Annotated in this window: 13 protein-coding genes; 9 read left to right on the top strand and 4 right to left on the bottom strand. The window is 72.9% G+C overall.

The window, feature by feature from the left end:
• Positions 1-70 precede the first annotated feature (70 nt).
• The 5 genes from I5Q34_RS14640 (at position 71) to I5Q34_RS14625 (ending at position 4374) form a co-directional block, all read left to right on the top strand.
• The gene (locus I5Q34_RS14640; protein ID WP_199892610.1) at positions 71-1681 is read left to right on the top strand and encodes an acyl-CoA carboxylase subunit beta; all 1611 of its coding nucleotides are present in this window, start codon (positions 71-73) and stop codon (positions 1679-1681) included.
• A gap of 76 nt (positions 1682-1757) precedes the next feature.
• Positions 1758-1970: an acyl-CoA carboxylase epsilon subunit gene (locus tag I5Q34_RS14635; RefSeq protein ID WP_199892962.1), complete on the top strand. Its 213-nt coding sequence runs from the start codon at positions 1758-1760 to the stop codon at positions 1968-1970.
• An 88-nt stretch (positions 1971-2058) separates the two neighbouring features.
• Complete coding sequence (mmpB, locus tag I5Q34_RS35520) at positions 2059-2187, top strand: morphogenic membrane protein MmpB (RefSeq protein ID WP_277965540.1); 129 nt, start codon at positions 2059-2061, stop codon at positions 2185-2187.
• Positions 2188-2283: 96 nt separating this feature from the next.
• Positions 2284-3747, top strand: coding sequence for a penicillin-binding protein 2 (locus I5Q34_RS14630; protein ID WP_199892609.1), 1464 nt, complete (start codon positions 2284-2286; stop codon positions 3745-3747).
• 18 nt (positions 3748-3765) lie between these two features.
• The gene (locus tag I5Q34_RS14625; RefSeq protein ID WP_199892608.1) at positions 3766-4374 is read left to right on the top strand and encodes a nucleoside triphosphate pyrophosphatase; all 609 of its coding nucleotides are present in this window, start codon (positions 3766-3768) and stop codon (positions 4372-4374) included.
• A gap of 27 nt (positions 4375-4401) precedes the next feature.
• On the opposite strand, the gene I5Q34_RS14620 is transcribed toward I5Q34_RS14625, so the two are convergent.
• Complete coding sequence (locus tag I5Q34_RS14620) at positions 4402-4950, bottom strand: hypothetical protein (RefSeq protein ID WP_199892607.1); 549 nt, start codon at positions 4948-4950, stop codon at positions 4402-4404.
• Positions 4951-5488: 538 nt separating this feature from the next.
• On the opposite strand from I5Q34_RS14620, the gene I5Q34_RS14615 reads away from it, so the two are divergent.
• Complete coding sequence (locus I5Q34_RS14615; RefSeq protein WP_199892606.1) at positions 5489-7249, top strand: biotin carboxylase N-terminal domain-containing protein; 1761 nt, start codon at positions 5489-5491, stop codon at positions 7247-7249.
• 95 nt (positions 7250-7344) lie between these two features.
• Positions 7345-7938 carry a TetR/AcrR family transcriptional regulator gene (locus tag I5Q34_RS14610; protein WP_374193012.1) on the top strand — a complete coding sequence of 198 codons (594 nt, stop codon included), beginning with the start codon at positions 7345-7347 and terminating at the stop codon, positions 7936-7938.
• A 142-nt stretch (positions 7939-8080) separates the two neighbouring features.
• On the opposite strand, the gene I5Q34_RS14605 is transcribed toward I5Q34_RS14610, so the two are convergent.
• The 3 genes from I5Q34_RS14605 to I5Q34_RS34690 all read right to left on the bottom strand — a co-directional run bounded on the left by I5Q34_RS14605 (position 8081) and on the right by I5Q34_RS34690 (position 12180).
• Positions 8081-8989 carry a DNA-3-methyladenine glycosylase gene (locus tag I5Q34_RS14605; protein WP_199892605.1) on the bottom strand — a complete coding sequence of 303 codons (909 nt, stop codon included), beginning with the start codon at positions 8987-8989 and terminating at the stop codon, positions 8081-8083.
• A gap of 45 nt (positions 8990-9034) precedes the next feature.
• On the bottom strand, positions 9035-10144 hold the full coding sequence (locus I5Q34_RS14600; RefSeq protein ID WP_199892604.1) for a sugar phosphate nucleotidyltransferase: 1110 nt from the start codon (positions 10142-10144) through the stop codon (positions 9035-9037).
• Between the two features lie 83 nt (positions 10145-10227).
• A complete protein-coding gene (locus tag I5Q34_RS34690) occupies positions 10228-12180 on the bottom strand; it encodes an N-acetylmuramoyl-L-alanine amidase (protein WP_234428763.1) in 1953 nt (650 codons plus the stop codon).
• A 128-nt stretch (positions 12181-12308) separates the two neighbouring features.
• On the opposite strand from I5Q34_RS34690, the gene I5Q34_RS14590 reads away from it, so the two are divergent.
• Together I5Q34_RS14590 and I5Q34_RS14585 are read left to right on the top strand one after the other, a co-directional pair.
• Entirely contained in the window at positions 12309-13061 is a 753-nt protein-coding gene (locus I5Q34_RS14590; RefSeq protein WP_199892603.1) for a TIGR03089 family protein, read from the top strand.
• A 79-nt stretch (positions 13062-13140) separates the two neighbouring features.
• A complete protein-coding gene (locus I5Q34_RS14585) occupies positions 13141-14307 on the top strand; it encodes an LCP family protein (protein ID WP_199892602.1) in 1167 nt (388 codons plus the stop codon).
• Positions 14308-14450 lie beyond the last annotated feature (143 nt).

Below are 14450 nucleotides of genomic sequence, written 5' to 3'. Positions count from 1 at the left end.
CAGCCCCACGACAGGACCCCGTTCCCCTCCAGTCCATCGCCCACCCAGGACGAGCAGGAGCCGCAGCCCGATGTCCGAGCCAGCCACCGCCCCCGGCTCCGGGGGAGCCGACATCCACACCACCGCGGGCAAACTCGCGGACCTCCGGCGCAGGATCGAGGAGGCGACGCACGCCGGCTCGGCCCGGGCGGTCGAGAAGCAGCACGCCAAGGGCAAGCTGACGGCCCGTGAGCGGATCGAGCTGCTGCTGGACGAGGGCTCGTTCGTCGAGCTCGACGAGTTCGCCCGGCACCGCTCGACGAACTTCGGCATCGAGAAGAACCGCCCGTACGGGGACGGCGTCGTGACCGGCTACGGCACGGTCGACGGCCGTCAGGTGGCGGTGTTCTCGCAGGACTTCACGGTGTTCGGCGGGGCGCTCGGCGAGACCTTCGGCCAGAAGATGGTCAAGGTGATGGACTTCGCGCTGAAGACCGGCTGCCCGGTCATCGGCATCAACGACTCCGGCGGCGCGCGGATCCAGGAGGGCGTCAACGCGCTGGGCATGTACGGCGAGATCTTCCGCCGCAACACCCTCGCCTCGGGCGTCATCCCGCAGATCTCACTGGTCGTCGGCCCCTGCGCGGGCGGCGCCGTCTACTCCCCCGCGATCACCGACTTCACGGTGATGGTGGACCAGACCTCGCACATGTTCATCACCGGCCCGGACGTCATCAAGACGGTCACCGGCGAGGACGTCGGCTTCGAGGAGCTCGGCGGGGCGCGCACCCACAACGCGACCTCCGGCGTCGCCCACCACATGGCGGGCGACGAGAAGGAGGCGATCGAGTACGTCAAGGCGCTGCTGTCGTACCTGCCGTCCAACAACCTCTCCGAGCCGCCGTCCTACCCGGAGGAGGCCGGCCTGGAGGTCTCGGACACCGACCTCGAACTGGACGTCCTGATCCCGGACTCGGCGAACCAGCCGTACGACGTCCACACGGTGATCGAGCACGTGCTGGACGACGGCGAGTTCCTGGAGACCCAGGCCCTCTTCGCGCCCAACATGATCACCGGCTTCGGCCGGGTCGAGGGCCGGCCGGTGGGCGTCGTCGCCAACCAGCCGATGCAGTTCGCCGGCTGTCTGGACATCGACGCCAGCGAGAAGGCGGCCCGCTTCGTGCGCACCTGCGACGCCTTCAACGTCCCGGTGCTGACCTTCGTCGACGTCCCCGGCTTCCTGCCGGGCGTGGACCAGGAGTACGGCGGCATCATCCGGCGCGGCGCCAAGCTGATCTACGCGTACGCGGAGGCCACGGTCCCGCTGATCACGGTGATCACCCGCAAGGCGTTCGGCGGGGCCTACGACGTCATGGGCTCCAAGCACCTGGGCGCGGACCTCAACCTGGCCTGGCCGACCGCCCAGATCGCGGTCATGGGGGCCCAGGGCGCGGTCAACGTCCTGCACCGCCGGGCACTGGCCGGGGCGGAGTCGGACGAGGAGCGCGAGGAGCTCCGTGCCCAGCTGATCGCGGACTACGAGGACGCGCTGCTCAACCCGTACACGGCCGCCGAGCGCGGCTACGTGGACGCGGTGATCCTGCCGTCGGAGACCCGCCGGCACATCGTGCGCGGGCTGCGGGCGCTGCGGGACAAGCGCGGGACGCTGCCGCCGAAGAAGCACGGGAACATTCCGCTGTAGCGATCGGTCATCACGGAGGGGGCCGATGACAGCTCACAACGGAGAGACCCCGGACAACCCGGAGAGGGAGCGCCTGGTGATCAAGGTCGTACGCGGCAACCCCACGCCCGAGGAGCTGGCCGCCGCGCTGGCGGTGGTGCAGGCCCGCGCCGCCGCGCGGGCGCAGGCCGACGCGCCCGGGGACGAGCCGGCGCGCCCGGAGTGGGCCAGCCCCGCCCGGCGGGCCCGCAACGCCCGCGCGCACGCGCCGGGCCCGCGGGCCTGGCGGACGTCGTACTGGCCGGCGTAGTGGCGGTCCGGCCGGGGAGAGCCGTGTCACACGACGCCTGAGTACCCGTACTCAGGCCGTACGCCCCTGCCCGGCGGACCATGGGAACGTGCTCTGGTCCGACCCGTCCGACAAACCCCCCGACGAGCTGCGCGAGGCCCAGGCCATGCTCCGGCGGGCGGGCCTGGTGCTCGCCGTCGGCATGATCCTGCTGTTCCTGGTCCTGGGCATCCCCTGATTTCACAGGTAGCTCACAGGTTTCCCCCCGCCGCAACCAGAACTGTCCGCTTTCGCATCTTCCCCGGTGAATTGCCGCGAACCGGGGAGTTATGTCATGAACAAGCCCGTGCGACGTGTGGCGCTCTTCAGCGGACTGCTGGTGCTGTCGCTGCTGGTCAGAAGCACGTGGTTGCAGTTTGCCCAGGCAGACGAGCTCGCCAACAACGAACACAACCGCAGAGTGAAGATCAACACCTATGCGCAGCCGCGCGGCGACATCGTCGTCGGCGGCAACCCGGTCACGGGCTCCGCGCCGACGACGGGCAGCGACCTGAAGTACAAGCGCACGTACAAGAACGGGCCGATGTACGCCCCGGTCACCGGCTACGCGTCGCAGATCTACGGCGCCAACCAGCTCGAGTTCGTCTACGACAAGTTCCTCACCGGCACCGACGACAAGCTCTTCCTCCAGCGCACCGCCGACATGCTCGGCGGGAAGAAGCCGCAGGGCGGCGACGTGGTCACCACCATCGACCCGAAGGCCCAGAAGGCCGCCTACGAGGGCCTCGCCAAGTACAAGGGCGCCGCGGTCGCGATCGAGCCGTCCACCGGCAGGATCCTCGCCCTGGCCTCGACGCCCTCGTACGACCCCTCGGTCTTCTCCGGGGAGAACACCAAGGACCAGAAGGCCTGGGAGAAGCTGGAGAAGGACAAGGACAAGCCGCTCTCCAACCGGGCGATCAAGGAGCTCTACCCGTCCGGCTCCACCTTCAAGATCCTCACCGCGGCGGCCGCCCTCGACCACGGCCTCTACACGGACATCAACGCCCCCACGGACTCCCCCTACCCGTGGAACCTGCCGGACACCGTGACCCCGATGAAGAACGAGAACGAGAGCGCGCCCTGCCGCAACGCCTCGCTCAAGGTCGCGATGCAGTACTCCTGCAACAACGTCTTCGCCAAGATCGCCGCCGAGCTGGGCCAGGACAAGATGCGCGAGACCGCGGAGAAGTTCGGCTTCGACAAGGACGTCTTCATGCCCGTCTCGGTCGTCAAGAGCGTCTACCCGACCAAGCTCAACCGCCCGCAGACCGCGCTCACCGGCATCGGCCAGGGCGACCTGCGGGCCACGCCCTTCCAGATCGCCATGATGACCGCCGCCATCGCCAACGACGGCAAGCTGATGAAGCCGACCCTGGTGGACAAGCTGCGCGGCCCGGACCTGTCCACGGTCGAGCAGACCAAGCCCGAGACGATGGACCAGGCCATCTCCCCCGAGACCGCCAGGAAGGTCCAGGAGATGATGGAGTTCACGGCCACGGAGGGGACCGGCAAGGCGGCGCTGATCGACGGCACCACCGTCGGCGCCAAGACCGGCACCGCGCAGCACGGCGTGAACAACGACAAGATCCCGTACGCCTGGTTCGTCTCCTACGCCAAGCAGGCCGACGGCTCCCCGGTCGCGGTCGCGGTCTTCATCGACCCGGAGGGCTCGGGCGTCGACCGCGAGGACGTGTCCGGCGGCGGGCTGGCCGGCCCGATCGCGAAGAAGATCATGGAGGCCGTGATCAAGAAGTAGGCGCGTACGCTGGCCCGCATGACCGCAACGCCTGCCCGCCGCCTCGTCCTCGCCTCCCAGTCCCCGGCCCGCCTCGGCCTGCTGCGCCAGGCCGGCCTCGCGCCGGAGGTGATCGTGAGCGGGGTGGACGAGGACGCGCTCACCGCCGCGGACCCGGCGGCGCTGGCGCTGGCGCTGGCCGAGGCGAAGGCCGAGGCCGTGGCGGCCCGGCCGGAGGCGGCGGGCGCGCTGGTCGTCGGCTGCGACTCGGTGCTGGAGCTGGACGGGCAGGCCCTGGGCAAGCCCGTGGACGCCGAGGACGCCACGGCCCGCTGGAAGTCCATGCGGGGCCGTTCCGGGGTGCTGCGGACCGGCCACTGTGTGATCGACACGGCGACCGGACGCCGCACCTCCGCGACGGCCTCGACCACGGTCCGCTTCGGAGAGCCGACCGATGCCGAGATCGCCGCCTACGTGGCCTCCGGCGAACCGCTGTACGTCGCCGGGGCCTTCACGCTGGACGGCCGTTCCGCCCCCTTTGTCGAGGGCATCGACGGCGATCCGGGAAACGTGATCGGCCTGTCGCTGCCCCTGCTCCGCAGGCTGCTGGCGGAGCAGGGGACCGCGATCACCGATCTGTGGGCATGACGCCCGAACCGCGGGTGTGCGCGGTGGTCACAGGGGCAGCTTGCTGGCGACCTGGCCGACCTGCTTGAGCTGGCCGAGCTCGTTGAGCTGCTTGAGCTTGCCCAGCTCGTTGACGGCGTCCGGGTAGATGCTGGTCGGGGGGTTCTGGGGCGGGGTCATCGCCTTCGGCGGGGTCATGCCCTTGGGCGGCGTCGCCCCCTTCGGCGGGGTGGCGGCGGTCGTGGGCGGGGCGGTGGCGGATCCCTTCGGCGCGGCCGCCTGCCCCTTGGCCGGGGCGGCGTGGCCCTTGGGAGCCGCGTGGCCCTTCGCGGGAGCGGCTTGCCCCTTGGGAGCGGCGTGGCCCTTCCCCGGAGCGCCGTGGCCCTTGGTCCGGGCGTCGTGCCCCTTCGCCGGAGCGTCGGCCGGGTGGCCCTGGGACGGGCCGGCCGCCTCGGGCGGGGCCGTGACGTCACCGGCGCTCGCCGTGGGCGGCGTCGGCTGCGGCAGGGGCATGGGCGCCGCGGACGCGGTGGTGGCGGAGGTCACGGAGAGGGCGGCTCCGGCCATGGCGACGACGGCTGCGATGCGCTTGATCATGACTTCTTCAACGATGTCACGGCATATCGGTCACCCTCCCCACCGGCTCCGGAGGCCCCACCCTCCCCTGGAACACCCAGTAATTCGCACGGACTTCGGGCCGTACCGGTATGCGTGCGAATGTCCGCACCCCTGCCGCCCCACCCGTACTCCCGTACCACTCAAGCCAGTTGGCCGACGCGCCACCCCCGTACGCCCCATGGGACTCCCCGCTTCGCGCAACCCCTCGCATACTGACCGGTAACCGCCTCCCCTCCGCACCCGTCCCGTCACGCGCTGCCGCAAACTTTCCGTCACCCGTTCGTAGGTTCCCCACAAAGATTCCGCCCCACCGCTCCCCGAAGATCGCCGAGACCTTGACCACACCTACGCTCCGGCGGCACCCGAGCAGGGGCGGCGTACCGTGGGAGAGCAGGGAACTTCGGTCCGCGCGGGGCAAGCGCCTAACGCTCCGTGTGGGCAAGGTCACCCTGGACGTCGGGTCGGCACGGAGTGTTGCCAGTACCTAAACTCACCTTGTTTCAAGGAGGGAGCCATCGTGCGCAAGGTGCTCATCGCCAATCGTGGCGAAATCGCTGTCCGCGTTGCTCGTGCGTGCCGGGACGCCGGGATCGCAAGTGTGGCGGTCTACGCGGACCCGGACCGGGACGCCGTGCATGTCCGGGTGGCCGATGAGGCGTACGCGCTGGGTGGTGACACTCCTGCTACCAGCTACCTCGACATGGCCAAGGTGCTTGCCGCCGCGGCCGAGTCCGGGGCGGACGCGATCCACCCCGGTTACGGCTTCCTCTCCGAGAACGCCGAGTTCGCGCAGGCGGTGATCGACGCCGGGCTGACCTGGATCGGCCCGCCGCCGCAGGCCATCCGTGACCTGGGCGACAAGGTGGCGGCCCGTCACATCGCCCAGCGGGCCGGCGCCCCGCTGGTGGCCGGCACCGCCGACCCCGTCTCCGGGGCCGACGAGGTCGTCGCCTTCGCCGAGGAGCACGGCCTGCCGATCGCCATCAAGGCCGCCTTCGGCGGCGGCGGGCGCGGCCTGAAGGTCGCCCGTACGCTCGAAGAGGTCCCGGAGCTGTACGACTCCGCCGTCCGCGAGGCCGTCGCCGCCTTCGGCCGCGGCGAGTGCTTCGTCGAGCGCTACCTCGACCGTCCCCGGCACGTGGAGACCCAGTGCCTGGCGGACAAGCACGGCAACGTCGTGGTGGTCTCCACCCGCGACTGCTCCCTCCAGCGCCGCCACCAGAAGCTCGTCGAGGAGGCCCCCGCGCCGTTCCTGAGCGACGAGCAGAACGCCGAGCTGTACCGCGCCTCCAAGGCCATCCTGCGCGAGGCGGGCTACGAGGGCGCCGGCACCTGCGAGTTCCTCGTCGGCCAGGACGGCACGATCTCCTTCCTGGAGGTCAACACCCGTCTCCAGGTGGAGCACCCGGTCACCGAGGAGGTCACCGGCCTCGACCTGGTCCGCGAGATGTTCCGCATCGCCGACGGCGAGGAGCTCGGCTACGACGACCCCGCGGTGCGCGGTCACTCCTTCGAGTTCCGCATCAACGGCGAGGACCCGGGCCGCAACTTCCTCCCGGCGCCCGGCACGGTCACCACGTTCGCCCCGCCGTCCGGCCCGGGCGTCCGGCTGGACGCCGGCGTCGAGTCCGGCAGCGTGATCGGCCCGGCCTGGGACTCCCTCCTGGCCAAGCTGATCGTCACCGGCGCCACCCGCGAGCAGGCCCTCCAGCGCGCCGCCCGCGCGCTGGGCGAGTTCCGCGTCGAGGGCATGGCGACGGCCATCCCGTTCCACCGCGCCGTGGTCACCGACCCCGCCTTCGCCCCCGCCGAGGGCCCGTTCCAGGTCCACACCCGCTGGATCGAGACGGAGTTCACCAACACCATCGAGCCCTTCGCGGGCGCCGCGGCGGAGGACGAGGACGAGGCCCCCGGCCGCGAGACCGTCGTCGTCGAGGTCGGCGGCAAGCGCCTGGAGGTCTCGCTGCCGTCCTCGCTCGGCATGACCATCGCCCGCACGGCCGCGGCCGGCGGCGCCCGCCCCAAGCGCCGCGCGGCGAAGAAGAGCGCCTCCGCCGCCTCCGGCGACGCGCTGACCTCGCCGATGCAGGGCACGATCGTCAAGGTCGCGGTCGAGGAGGGCCAGGCCGTGGAGGCCGGCGACCTGATCGTGGTCCTGGAGGCCATGAAGATGGAGCAGCCGCTGAACGCGCACCGCTCCGGCACGGTCAAGGGCATCACCGCCGAGATCGGCGCCTCCGTCTCCTCCGGCGCCGTCATCTGCGAGATCAAGGACTGACGTCACCGCGCCCGCTGGGCCCCGGCCGACCACGGCCGGGGCCCTCGGCGTCGATGGCATCCTTGAACGGGGAGCGATCGGGAGGACGGACGTACATGACCATCGACGCGGCACCGACGCCGCCCCGGCCCATGCGCGCGGACGCGCGGCGCAACTACGAACGGCTGCTCAACGAGGCCCGCACCGCCTTCACCGAGCACGGCACGGACGCCTCCCTGGAGGACATCGCCCGCCGCGCGGGCGTCGGCATCGGCACGCTCTACCGGCACTTCCCGCACCGCACGGCGCTGATGTGCGCGGTCTTCCAGGGCGAGGTGGACGGCCTGCTGACCCGCTCGCGCGAACTGCTCGCCGCCGAGGAGCCCTGCCGCGCCCTGGTGGACTGGCTGCGGGCCGTCATCACCCACGCCGCGACGTACCGGGGCCTGTCCCGGGCCCTCATGGCGGCCCAGAGCGACGAGGCGTCGGCCCTGGCCCGGTGCAACGTGCCGATGCGCGAGGCGGGCAGCACGCTGCTGGTCCGCGCCCAGCGGGCGGGCGCGGTCCGCGCGGACGTGGGCATCACGGACCTGATGCAGCTGACGAACGCGATCGCCCTGGCCGTCGAAGAGGCACCGGGGGACCCGGAGTTGGCGGACCGCCTGCTGATGCTGACGCTGGAGGGCATCAAGGGGGCCGGGGTGGCGTAGGGGTTGCCGCAGACGCTGTCCTCAAGCGCCGGACAGGCTGATTCAGCCCGTCCGGCGCTTGAGGACGAACGCGGCGCAGCCGCGTTGCCCCGCGCGCAGCGCGAAGAAACGGTGAAAGGGCGGGTCCGGGGCCAATCTCCCCCTACAACGGCCTGATGTCGTTGACCGACAGTCTCGGCCCGCGCCTCGGCTGCCCCCCGCTCATCAGCAGGATCAGCCGGCACGCCCGATGCCGCTGCCCCGCATACGGCGCGAGAAGCGACAGCATCCCCGCGTCGTCCACGCCCCGCGTCCCCGTCAGCGCCCACCCCACCGTCTTCGGCAGGTGCAGGTCCCCGACCGTCACCGCGTCCGCCGCGCCGTGGCTCCGCTGGATCGTTTCCGCCGCCGTCCACGGGCCGATGCCGGGCACCGCGCACAGCCGGGACGCCGCGCGGGAGGCGTCCGTCGCGGCCAGGGACTCCACGCGGGACGCCAGCCGCGCCGCCCGCACGATCGTCGCCGAGCGCTTGCCGTCGACGCCGGCCCGGTGCCACTCCCAGGAGGGGATCAGGGTCCAGGTCCGGGCGTCGGGCATCACGCGCATGCGCGGCATGCCGGCAGGGCCGGGAGCCGGGTCGCCGTGGCGCCACAGCAGCAGGCGCCACGCGCGGTACGCCTCGTCGCTGGTGACCTTCTGCTCCAGGACCGCCGGAATCAGCGACTCCAGGACCAGTCCGGTCCGGGCCAGCCGCAGGCCCGGGTGGCGGCGGTGCGCCTCGTGCAGCAGCCGGTGCCGGGGGACGAATGCGGCGGGGTCGTCGTCGGCGCCCAGCAGCGCGGGCAGGGTCTCCAGGAGCCAGTCCCCGCCGGGGCCCCACGCCTCGGCGCCCACCCGGCCGTCCCGCGCCGCGATCCGCACCGTGCCCGGCCCGTCCGGGGTCCGGCTGGCCCGCCAGACGGCGCCGTCGGCGTCGGCCCGGTACGCGGGGTCGCCGGGGCCGCGCGCCAGGACGCCGAGGGTGCGCCCCAGGTCGTACGGGCCCGGCGGGGCCCAGGTGCGGGTGGCCATCCGGCCAGCGTAACTCCGGCCGCCGACGGCCCTGCCGGGACGGCCCTACTGGTCGGACGAGAAGCGGACCGCTCCCGCCGGGATCTCCGCGCCGCACCACACCCGGGCCCCGGCCCGCAGCTCGTTGTCCGCGCCGACGACGGCGCCGTCGCCGACGACCACGCCGTCCAGCACCGTGCGCGCCCCGATGCGCGCCCCCGCTCCCACCAGGGAGTCCCGGATCTGCGCGCCTGCCTCGACGACGGCCCCGTCGAGGACGGTGCTGCCGTCGATCCGCGCGCCCGCCCCGACCCGGGCGTCCGCGCCGATCACGGTGCCGCCCATGAGCTTGGCGTCGGGGGCGACCTCGGCGGAGTCGAGGACGAGGCGCTCGCCGCGGCGGCCGGGTACCGCGGGCGACGGGGCGCGGCCCAGGACCAGATCGGCCGAGCCGCGGACGAAGGCCTGCGGGGTGCCGAGATCGAGCCAGTAGGTGGAGTCGACCATGCCGTGCAGGTGCGCCCCGTCGGCCAGCAGCCCGGGGAAGGTCTCGCGCTCGACCGAGACCGGCCGGCCGGCCGGGATGGTGTCGATGACCGACCGGTTGAAGACGTAGGCGCCCGCGTTGATCTGGTCGGTGACGATCTCCTCGGGGGTCTGCGGCTTCTCCAGGAAGGCGGTCACCCGCCCGTCCGGATCGGTGGGCACGAGCCCGTACGCCCGCGGGTCCTCGACCCGCGTCAGGTGCAGCGAGACGTCCGCGCCCGCCGTGCCGTGGGCGTCGATCAGCGCGCGGATGTCCAGTCCGGTGAGGATGTCGCCGTTGAAGATCAGCACCGGGTCGTCGGGGCCGGAGTGCAGGCGGTGGGCGACGTTGCGGATGGCGCCGCCGGTGCCGAGCGGCTCGGCCTCGGTGACGTACTCCAGGTGCAGGCCCAGCGCGGACCCGTCGCCGAAGTACGGCTCGAAGACCTCGGCCAGGTAGGACGTGGCGAGCACGATGTGCTCGATCCCGGCCGCCCGGGCCCGGGCCAGCTGGTGGGTCAGGAAGGGGACCCCGGCCGCCGGAACCATGGGCTTGGGGGTGTTCATCGTCAGCGGACGCAGCCGGGTCCCCTTGCCGCCGACCAGGAGGATCGCTTCTCGCGAGCGGGGCGGCTGGTGCGGTTCAGTCAACGTGTTCGTCTCTGCTTCCTGGTGGGGCCGGGCCGTGAACGGCGGCCAGTGTATGCAGAACGTACGGTTCCGGCCGCGCCCGGTCAGCGGCCCTGGGCGCGGGCCGCCTTGGTGCGGACGGTGCCGAGCTTGCCGTAGAGGCGGTCGCCGGGGCACTCGGTGGAGTAGCCGTCCCGGTGGCCGGAGATCACCTTGAGTTTGACCTTCGCCCCCTTCTTGAAGAGGTTCCCGCCGGCGGAGACCAGGGTGGCGGTCCCGCGCGGGTTGGCGTTGAACAGGCCGAGCTTCCATGCGGTGAGGGCCGCCACGGCGTTCACCGCGGCGGTGGGCGGGTTCGTCTTGCCGAAGGTACCGAGGACGGCGATGCCCATGCTGTTCGTGTTGAAACCGAGCGTGTGGGCGCCCTTGACCGCTTTCGCCACGCCGCCCGCCCGGCCCTCGTAGACCGTTCCGCACTTGTCGACGAGGAAGTTGTAGCCGATGTCCCGCCAGCCGCTGCTGACGACGTGATAGCGGTAGATACCGCGGATGACGGAGGCCGACTGCGCGCAGGTGTAGGTGTTGCCGGAGGCCGTGTGGTGCACGAAGGCGGCCTTCACCTTCTTGGTATAGACGAATCCCCGTTCGCGGAGCGACTCGTCCGCACCCCAGCCGGCCCGGGTGACGATGCGCGGGCGGGGCCCGGCGTACCCGGCGTAGGCGCTGTTGTCGTTGTCCTCCTCCGCGGCGGCCTCCTCGTCGAAGGAGCTCTCGTCGCCCCGCTGGGGCCCGTCGGACGGACGGTCCTGGCGGTCCGGGCCGTAGGGACGGTCCGGACGGTCGTGGCCGTACGGGCGGTCGGGGCGGTCGTTCCCGTAGGGACGGTCGGGACGGTCGTGGCCGTACGGGCGATCCGGACGGTCATTCCCGTAGGGACGGTCAGGGCGGTCGTTCCCGTAGGGACGGTCGGGACGGTCGGGACGGTCGTGGCCGTACGGGCGGTCCGGGCGGCTCGGGCGGTCGGGGCGGTCGGGACGGTCGGGACGGTCAGGGCGGTCGGAGTCCGAGGGCGAGGAGATCCCGGCGGGCCCGTCGTTGGCCTTCCCCTCCCCCGGGGCTCCCTCGTAGTCGGAGCCGGGACGGTCCCGGTCACGATCACGGTCGCGATCCCTGTCCCTGTCCCTGTCACGGTCGCGATCCCGTTCGCGGTCGCGATCCCGGTCCCGGTCACGGTCGCCGGTGGCGCCGCCGGTCGTGCCCGGCAGGGCGCCGTTGTGCGCCGGACTCGCCGAGCTCACCGTGGCGCCGGGGTCGACGGCCGTGATGGCCTCCACCTCCGCCGTGCTGGGGCGCTTGCCGGAGGCGGGGATCTCGGTGGCGCCCAGCGGGGCCAGCGGGGCGTTGACGGCCGAGCTGTTGCGCTCCTCGTCGTCGGGGGACGGCATGGCGCGGGGGCGGGGCCGGCGGCCGGGGTCGGCGCCGGGGTCGACGAGTTCGAGGCGCATGCCCCGGGGGAGCACGGCGGCCACCGGTTTGCGGCCGGCCGGGGTGGCGGGACGCACCCGCACCTCGACGGCGTCGGAGGCGCCCACCCACAGCGGGGCGGTGGAGCCGCGGCGGCCGGCGCGGGCCTCGGGGGTGTCGAGGTCGGGCCGGTCGTGGTCCTGGGCCTGGACGTCCTGCCAGCCGGACCAGGCGCCGCTGTTCATGTTCCGGGTACGGACCTGGGCCCGGCCGCGCAGTTCGGCGCCCGCGTTGTCCCAGACGATGCCGACCAGCGAGAAGGGCTTGACCTTCTGGGCCCGCAGCCCCTGGGCGGGGACGGACTCGGGGCCCCGGGAAGCCCCGGTCTGCGCGCCGTCCGCCGGCAGCGGCACCAGGGGCAGCGAGTACGTCGCGCCCGGCAGGCCGGGCAGTTCAGGGAGTTCGGGCAGGGCGGGGCCCCGCGCGGCCGGGGCTGTGGCTCCGTGGGCGGGGACACCCGGGGCGGCGAGGGAGGGCAGCGCCAGGCCGGCGGCGCAGGCGGTGACGGCCGAGGTGACGAGGAATCCACGCATGACAAAGATCCTGGGCATATCGGTACATATCTGTCCATTCGTAAGATGACCGACCGTCGGGCGCGGCAGCCTCCCGGACGCGTCCGTCCGACTGACCGTCACCGGGCCCGCGGCGTACCCTGGCCGCGATGAACGCCACCGATCGCACCCCCGCCGACCTGCTGCGTTCCGCCCTCGCCGCGGATCCGGCCCGCCCGCTCGTGACCTTCTACGACGACGCCACGGGCGAGCGCGTGGAACTGTCCGTGGCCACCTTCGCCAATTGGGTGGCCAAGACCGCCAATCTGCTCCAGGGCGACCTCGCCGCCGAGCCCGGCGACCGCCTCGCGCTCCTCCTCCCCGCCCACTGGCAGACCGCCGTCTGGCTGCTCGCCTGCTCCTCCGTCGGCGTCCTCGCCGACGTGGACGGCGACCCGGGCGCGGCCGACCTCGTCGTCGCCGGGCCCGACCGGCTGGAGGAGGCGCGCGCCTGCTCCGGGGAGCGCGTCGCGCTGGCCCTGCGCCCGCTGGGCGGCCGCTTCCCGCAGCCGCCGCAGGGCTTCGCCGACTACGCCGTCGAGGTGCCGGGCCAGGGCGACCGCTTCGCCCCGTACGCCCCGGTGGACCCCATGACCCCGGCGCTCGCCGTGGGCGGGCTGGAGCTGACGGGCGCACAGCTCGTGGAGCGGGCCCGCGCGGACGCCGCCGGGCGCGGCCTGGGGCCGGGTTCGCGGCTGCTGTCCGGGCTGCCGTACGACACCTGGGGCGGGCTGTCCGCCGGGCTCTTCGCCCCGCTGGCCGCGGGCGCCTCGGTGGTGCTCTGCCGCAACGCCGACCGGCTGTCCGCGGAGGACCTCGCCGCCCGGCAGGAGAGCGAGCGCGTCACCGTGACGGCCCTCTGACGCTGCCGGACCCCCGCACCGGGGCGATGATCGACGGGTACGCACCGCCGGAACCGCCCCGGAGGGAGGTCGCGCAGCCGTGGTCCACACCTCCCGTACGGGCGCGAGGCGCCGCCGGCGCCGCTGGCTGCGGGGGATCGCGCTGGCCCTGGCGGTGCTCGCGCTGGCCGCCGGGGTCACCACCTGGGTGCTGTACGAACGCCTCGACGGGAACATCACCACCGACACCCGCACGGCGGAGGAGCTGGCGCGGTACGAGCGCGAGCGCCCCTCGGCCCTGGTCGCCGGGGCCCAGAACATCCTGATCATCGGCTCCGACACCCGCGGCGGCACCGGGAACGGCGGGTACGGCGCGGACAGCGGCACCCAGCGCTCGGACACCACGATCCTGCTGCACGTGGCCGCCGACCGCGGGAGCGCGACCGCCGTCAGCATGCCCCGCGACCTGATGGCGCGGATCCCCAAGTGCCGCCGTCCCGACGGCACCTTCACCAACGAGCGCTTCGCGCAGTTCAACTGGGCCTACGAGTTCGCCGGCGCCGCCTGCACCATCCGCACCCTGGAGAACATCACCCGCGTCCGGGTGGACCACCACGTCATCGTGGACTTCGCGGGCTTCAAACGGCTGGTGGACGCGGTCGAGGGCGTCGAGGTCTGCCTCCGCAGGCCCGTCGACGACCACGAGGCACGCCTGCGGCTCCCCGCGGGCCGTCAGATCCTGCACGGCGAGGAGGCCCTGGGGTTCGTCCGGTCCCGCTACGGCATCGGCGACGGCAGCGACACCGAGCGGATGGGGCGTCAGCAGGAATTCCTGGGCGCCCTCTTCCAGGAGATGCACAGCGACGGCGTCCTGCTCAACCCCACCCGCCTCTACCCGGTGCTCGACGCCGCGACCAAGTCGCTGACCACCGACGCCGGGCTGGACTCGCTGCGCAAGATGTACGACCTGGTGCGCACCGTGCGCGGCATCCCCACCGATCGCGTCCAGTTCCTCACGGTGCCCCGCCACCCGTACCCGTACAACGCGGACCGCGACGAGTTGGTGCAGCCGGACGCGGACCAGCTCTTCGAACTGCTGCGCCTGGACCGGCCGGTGTCGGTGACCGCGCGCATCCGCCCGGCGGACGGCAAATCCGGCCCGGACGACCCCGACGTCCCCGACAGCCCCGAGGCGTCCGACGTCCCCTCGCCCACCGCTCCCCCCACCTACGAGGGCACCACCGCCGCCCGTGGCATCTGCGGCTGACCGCCGCGGGGGTACGATCGGACTTTTCGTTCCGTCACCCCCGGGCGGACTCTCCGGTGAAGAGATGGGACGGATTGCCCTGTTGTAAGGGAAGTGCGATTTGTCACCGGCGTCGCGCCCCGCTGAACTGGGCGGATAGTGTG

It is taken from the genome of Streptomyces sp. AV19, assembly GCF_015999245.1.
GTDB lineage: Bacteria > Actinomycetota > Actinomycetes > Streptomycetales > Streptomycetaceae > Streptomyces.
This window is presented reverse-complemented; position numbering and strand designations above follow the sequence as displayed.

Bases quoted from the DNA above. Each gene is read 5' to 3' on its own strand.
- I5Q34_RS14625 (WP_199892608.1), top strand. From the start codon at position 3,766: ATGACCGCAACGCCTGCCCGCCGCCTCGTCCTCGCCTCCCAGTCCCCG.
- I5Q34_RS14630 (WP_199892609.1), top strand. From the start codon at position 2,284: ATGAACAAGCCCGTGCGACGTGTGGCGCTCTTCAGCGGACTGCTGGTG.
- I5Q34_RS14610 (WP_374193012.1), top strand. From the start codon at position 7,345: ATGACCATCGACGCGGCACCGACGCCGCCCCGGCCCATGCGCGCGGAC.
- I5Q34_RS14620 (WP_199892607.1), bottom strand. From the start codon at position 4,950: ATGATCAAGCGCATCGCAGCCGTCGTCGCCATGGCCGGAGCCGCCCTC.
- I5Q34_RS14605 (WP_199892605.1), bottom strand. From the start codon at position 8,989: ATGGCCACCCGCACCTGGGCCCCGCCGGGCCCGTACGACCTGGGGCGC.
- I5Q34_RS14590 (WP_199892603.1), top strand. From the start codon at position 12,309: ATGAACGCCACCGATCGCACCCCCGCCGACCTGCTGCGTTCCGCCCTC.
- I5Q34_RS34690 (WP_234428763.1), bottom strand. From the start codon at position 12,180: ATGCGTGGATTCCTCGTCACCTCGGCCGTCACCGCCTGCGCCGCCGGC.
- I5Q34_RS14640 (WP_199892610.1), top strand. From the start codon at position 71: ATGTCCGAGCCAGCCACCGCCCCCGGCTCCGGGGGAGCCGACATCCAC.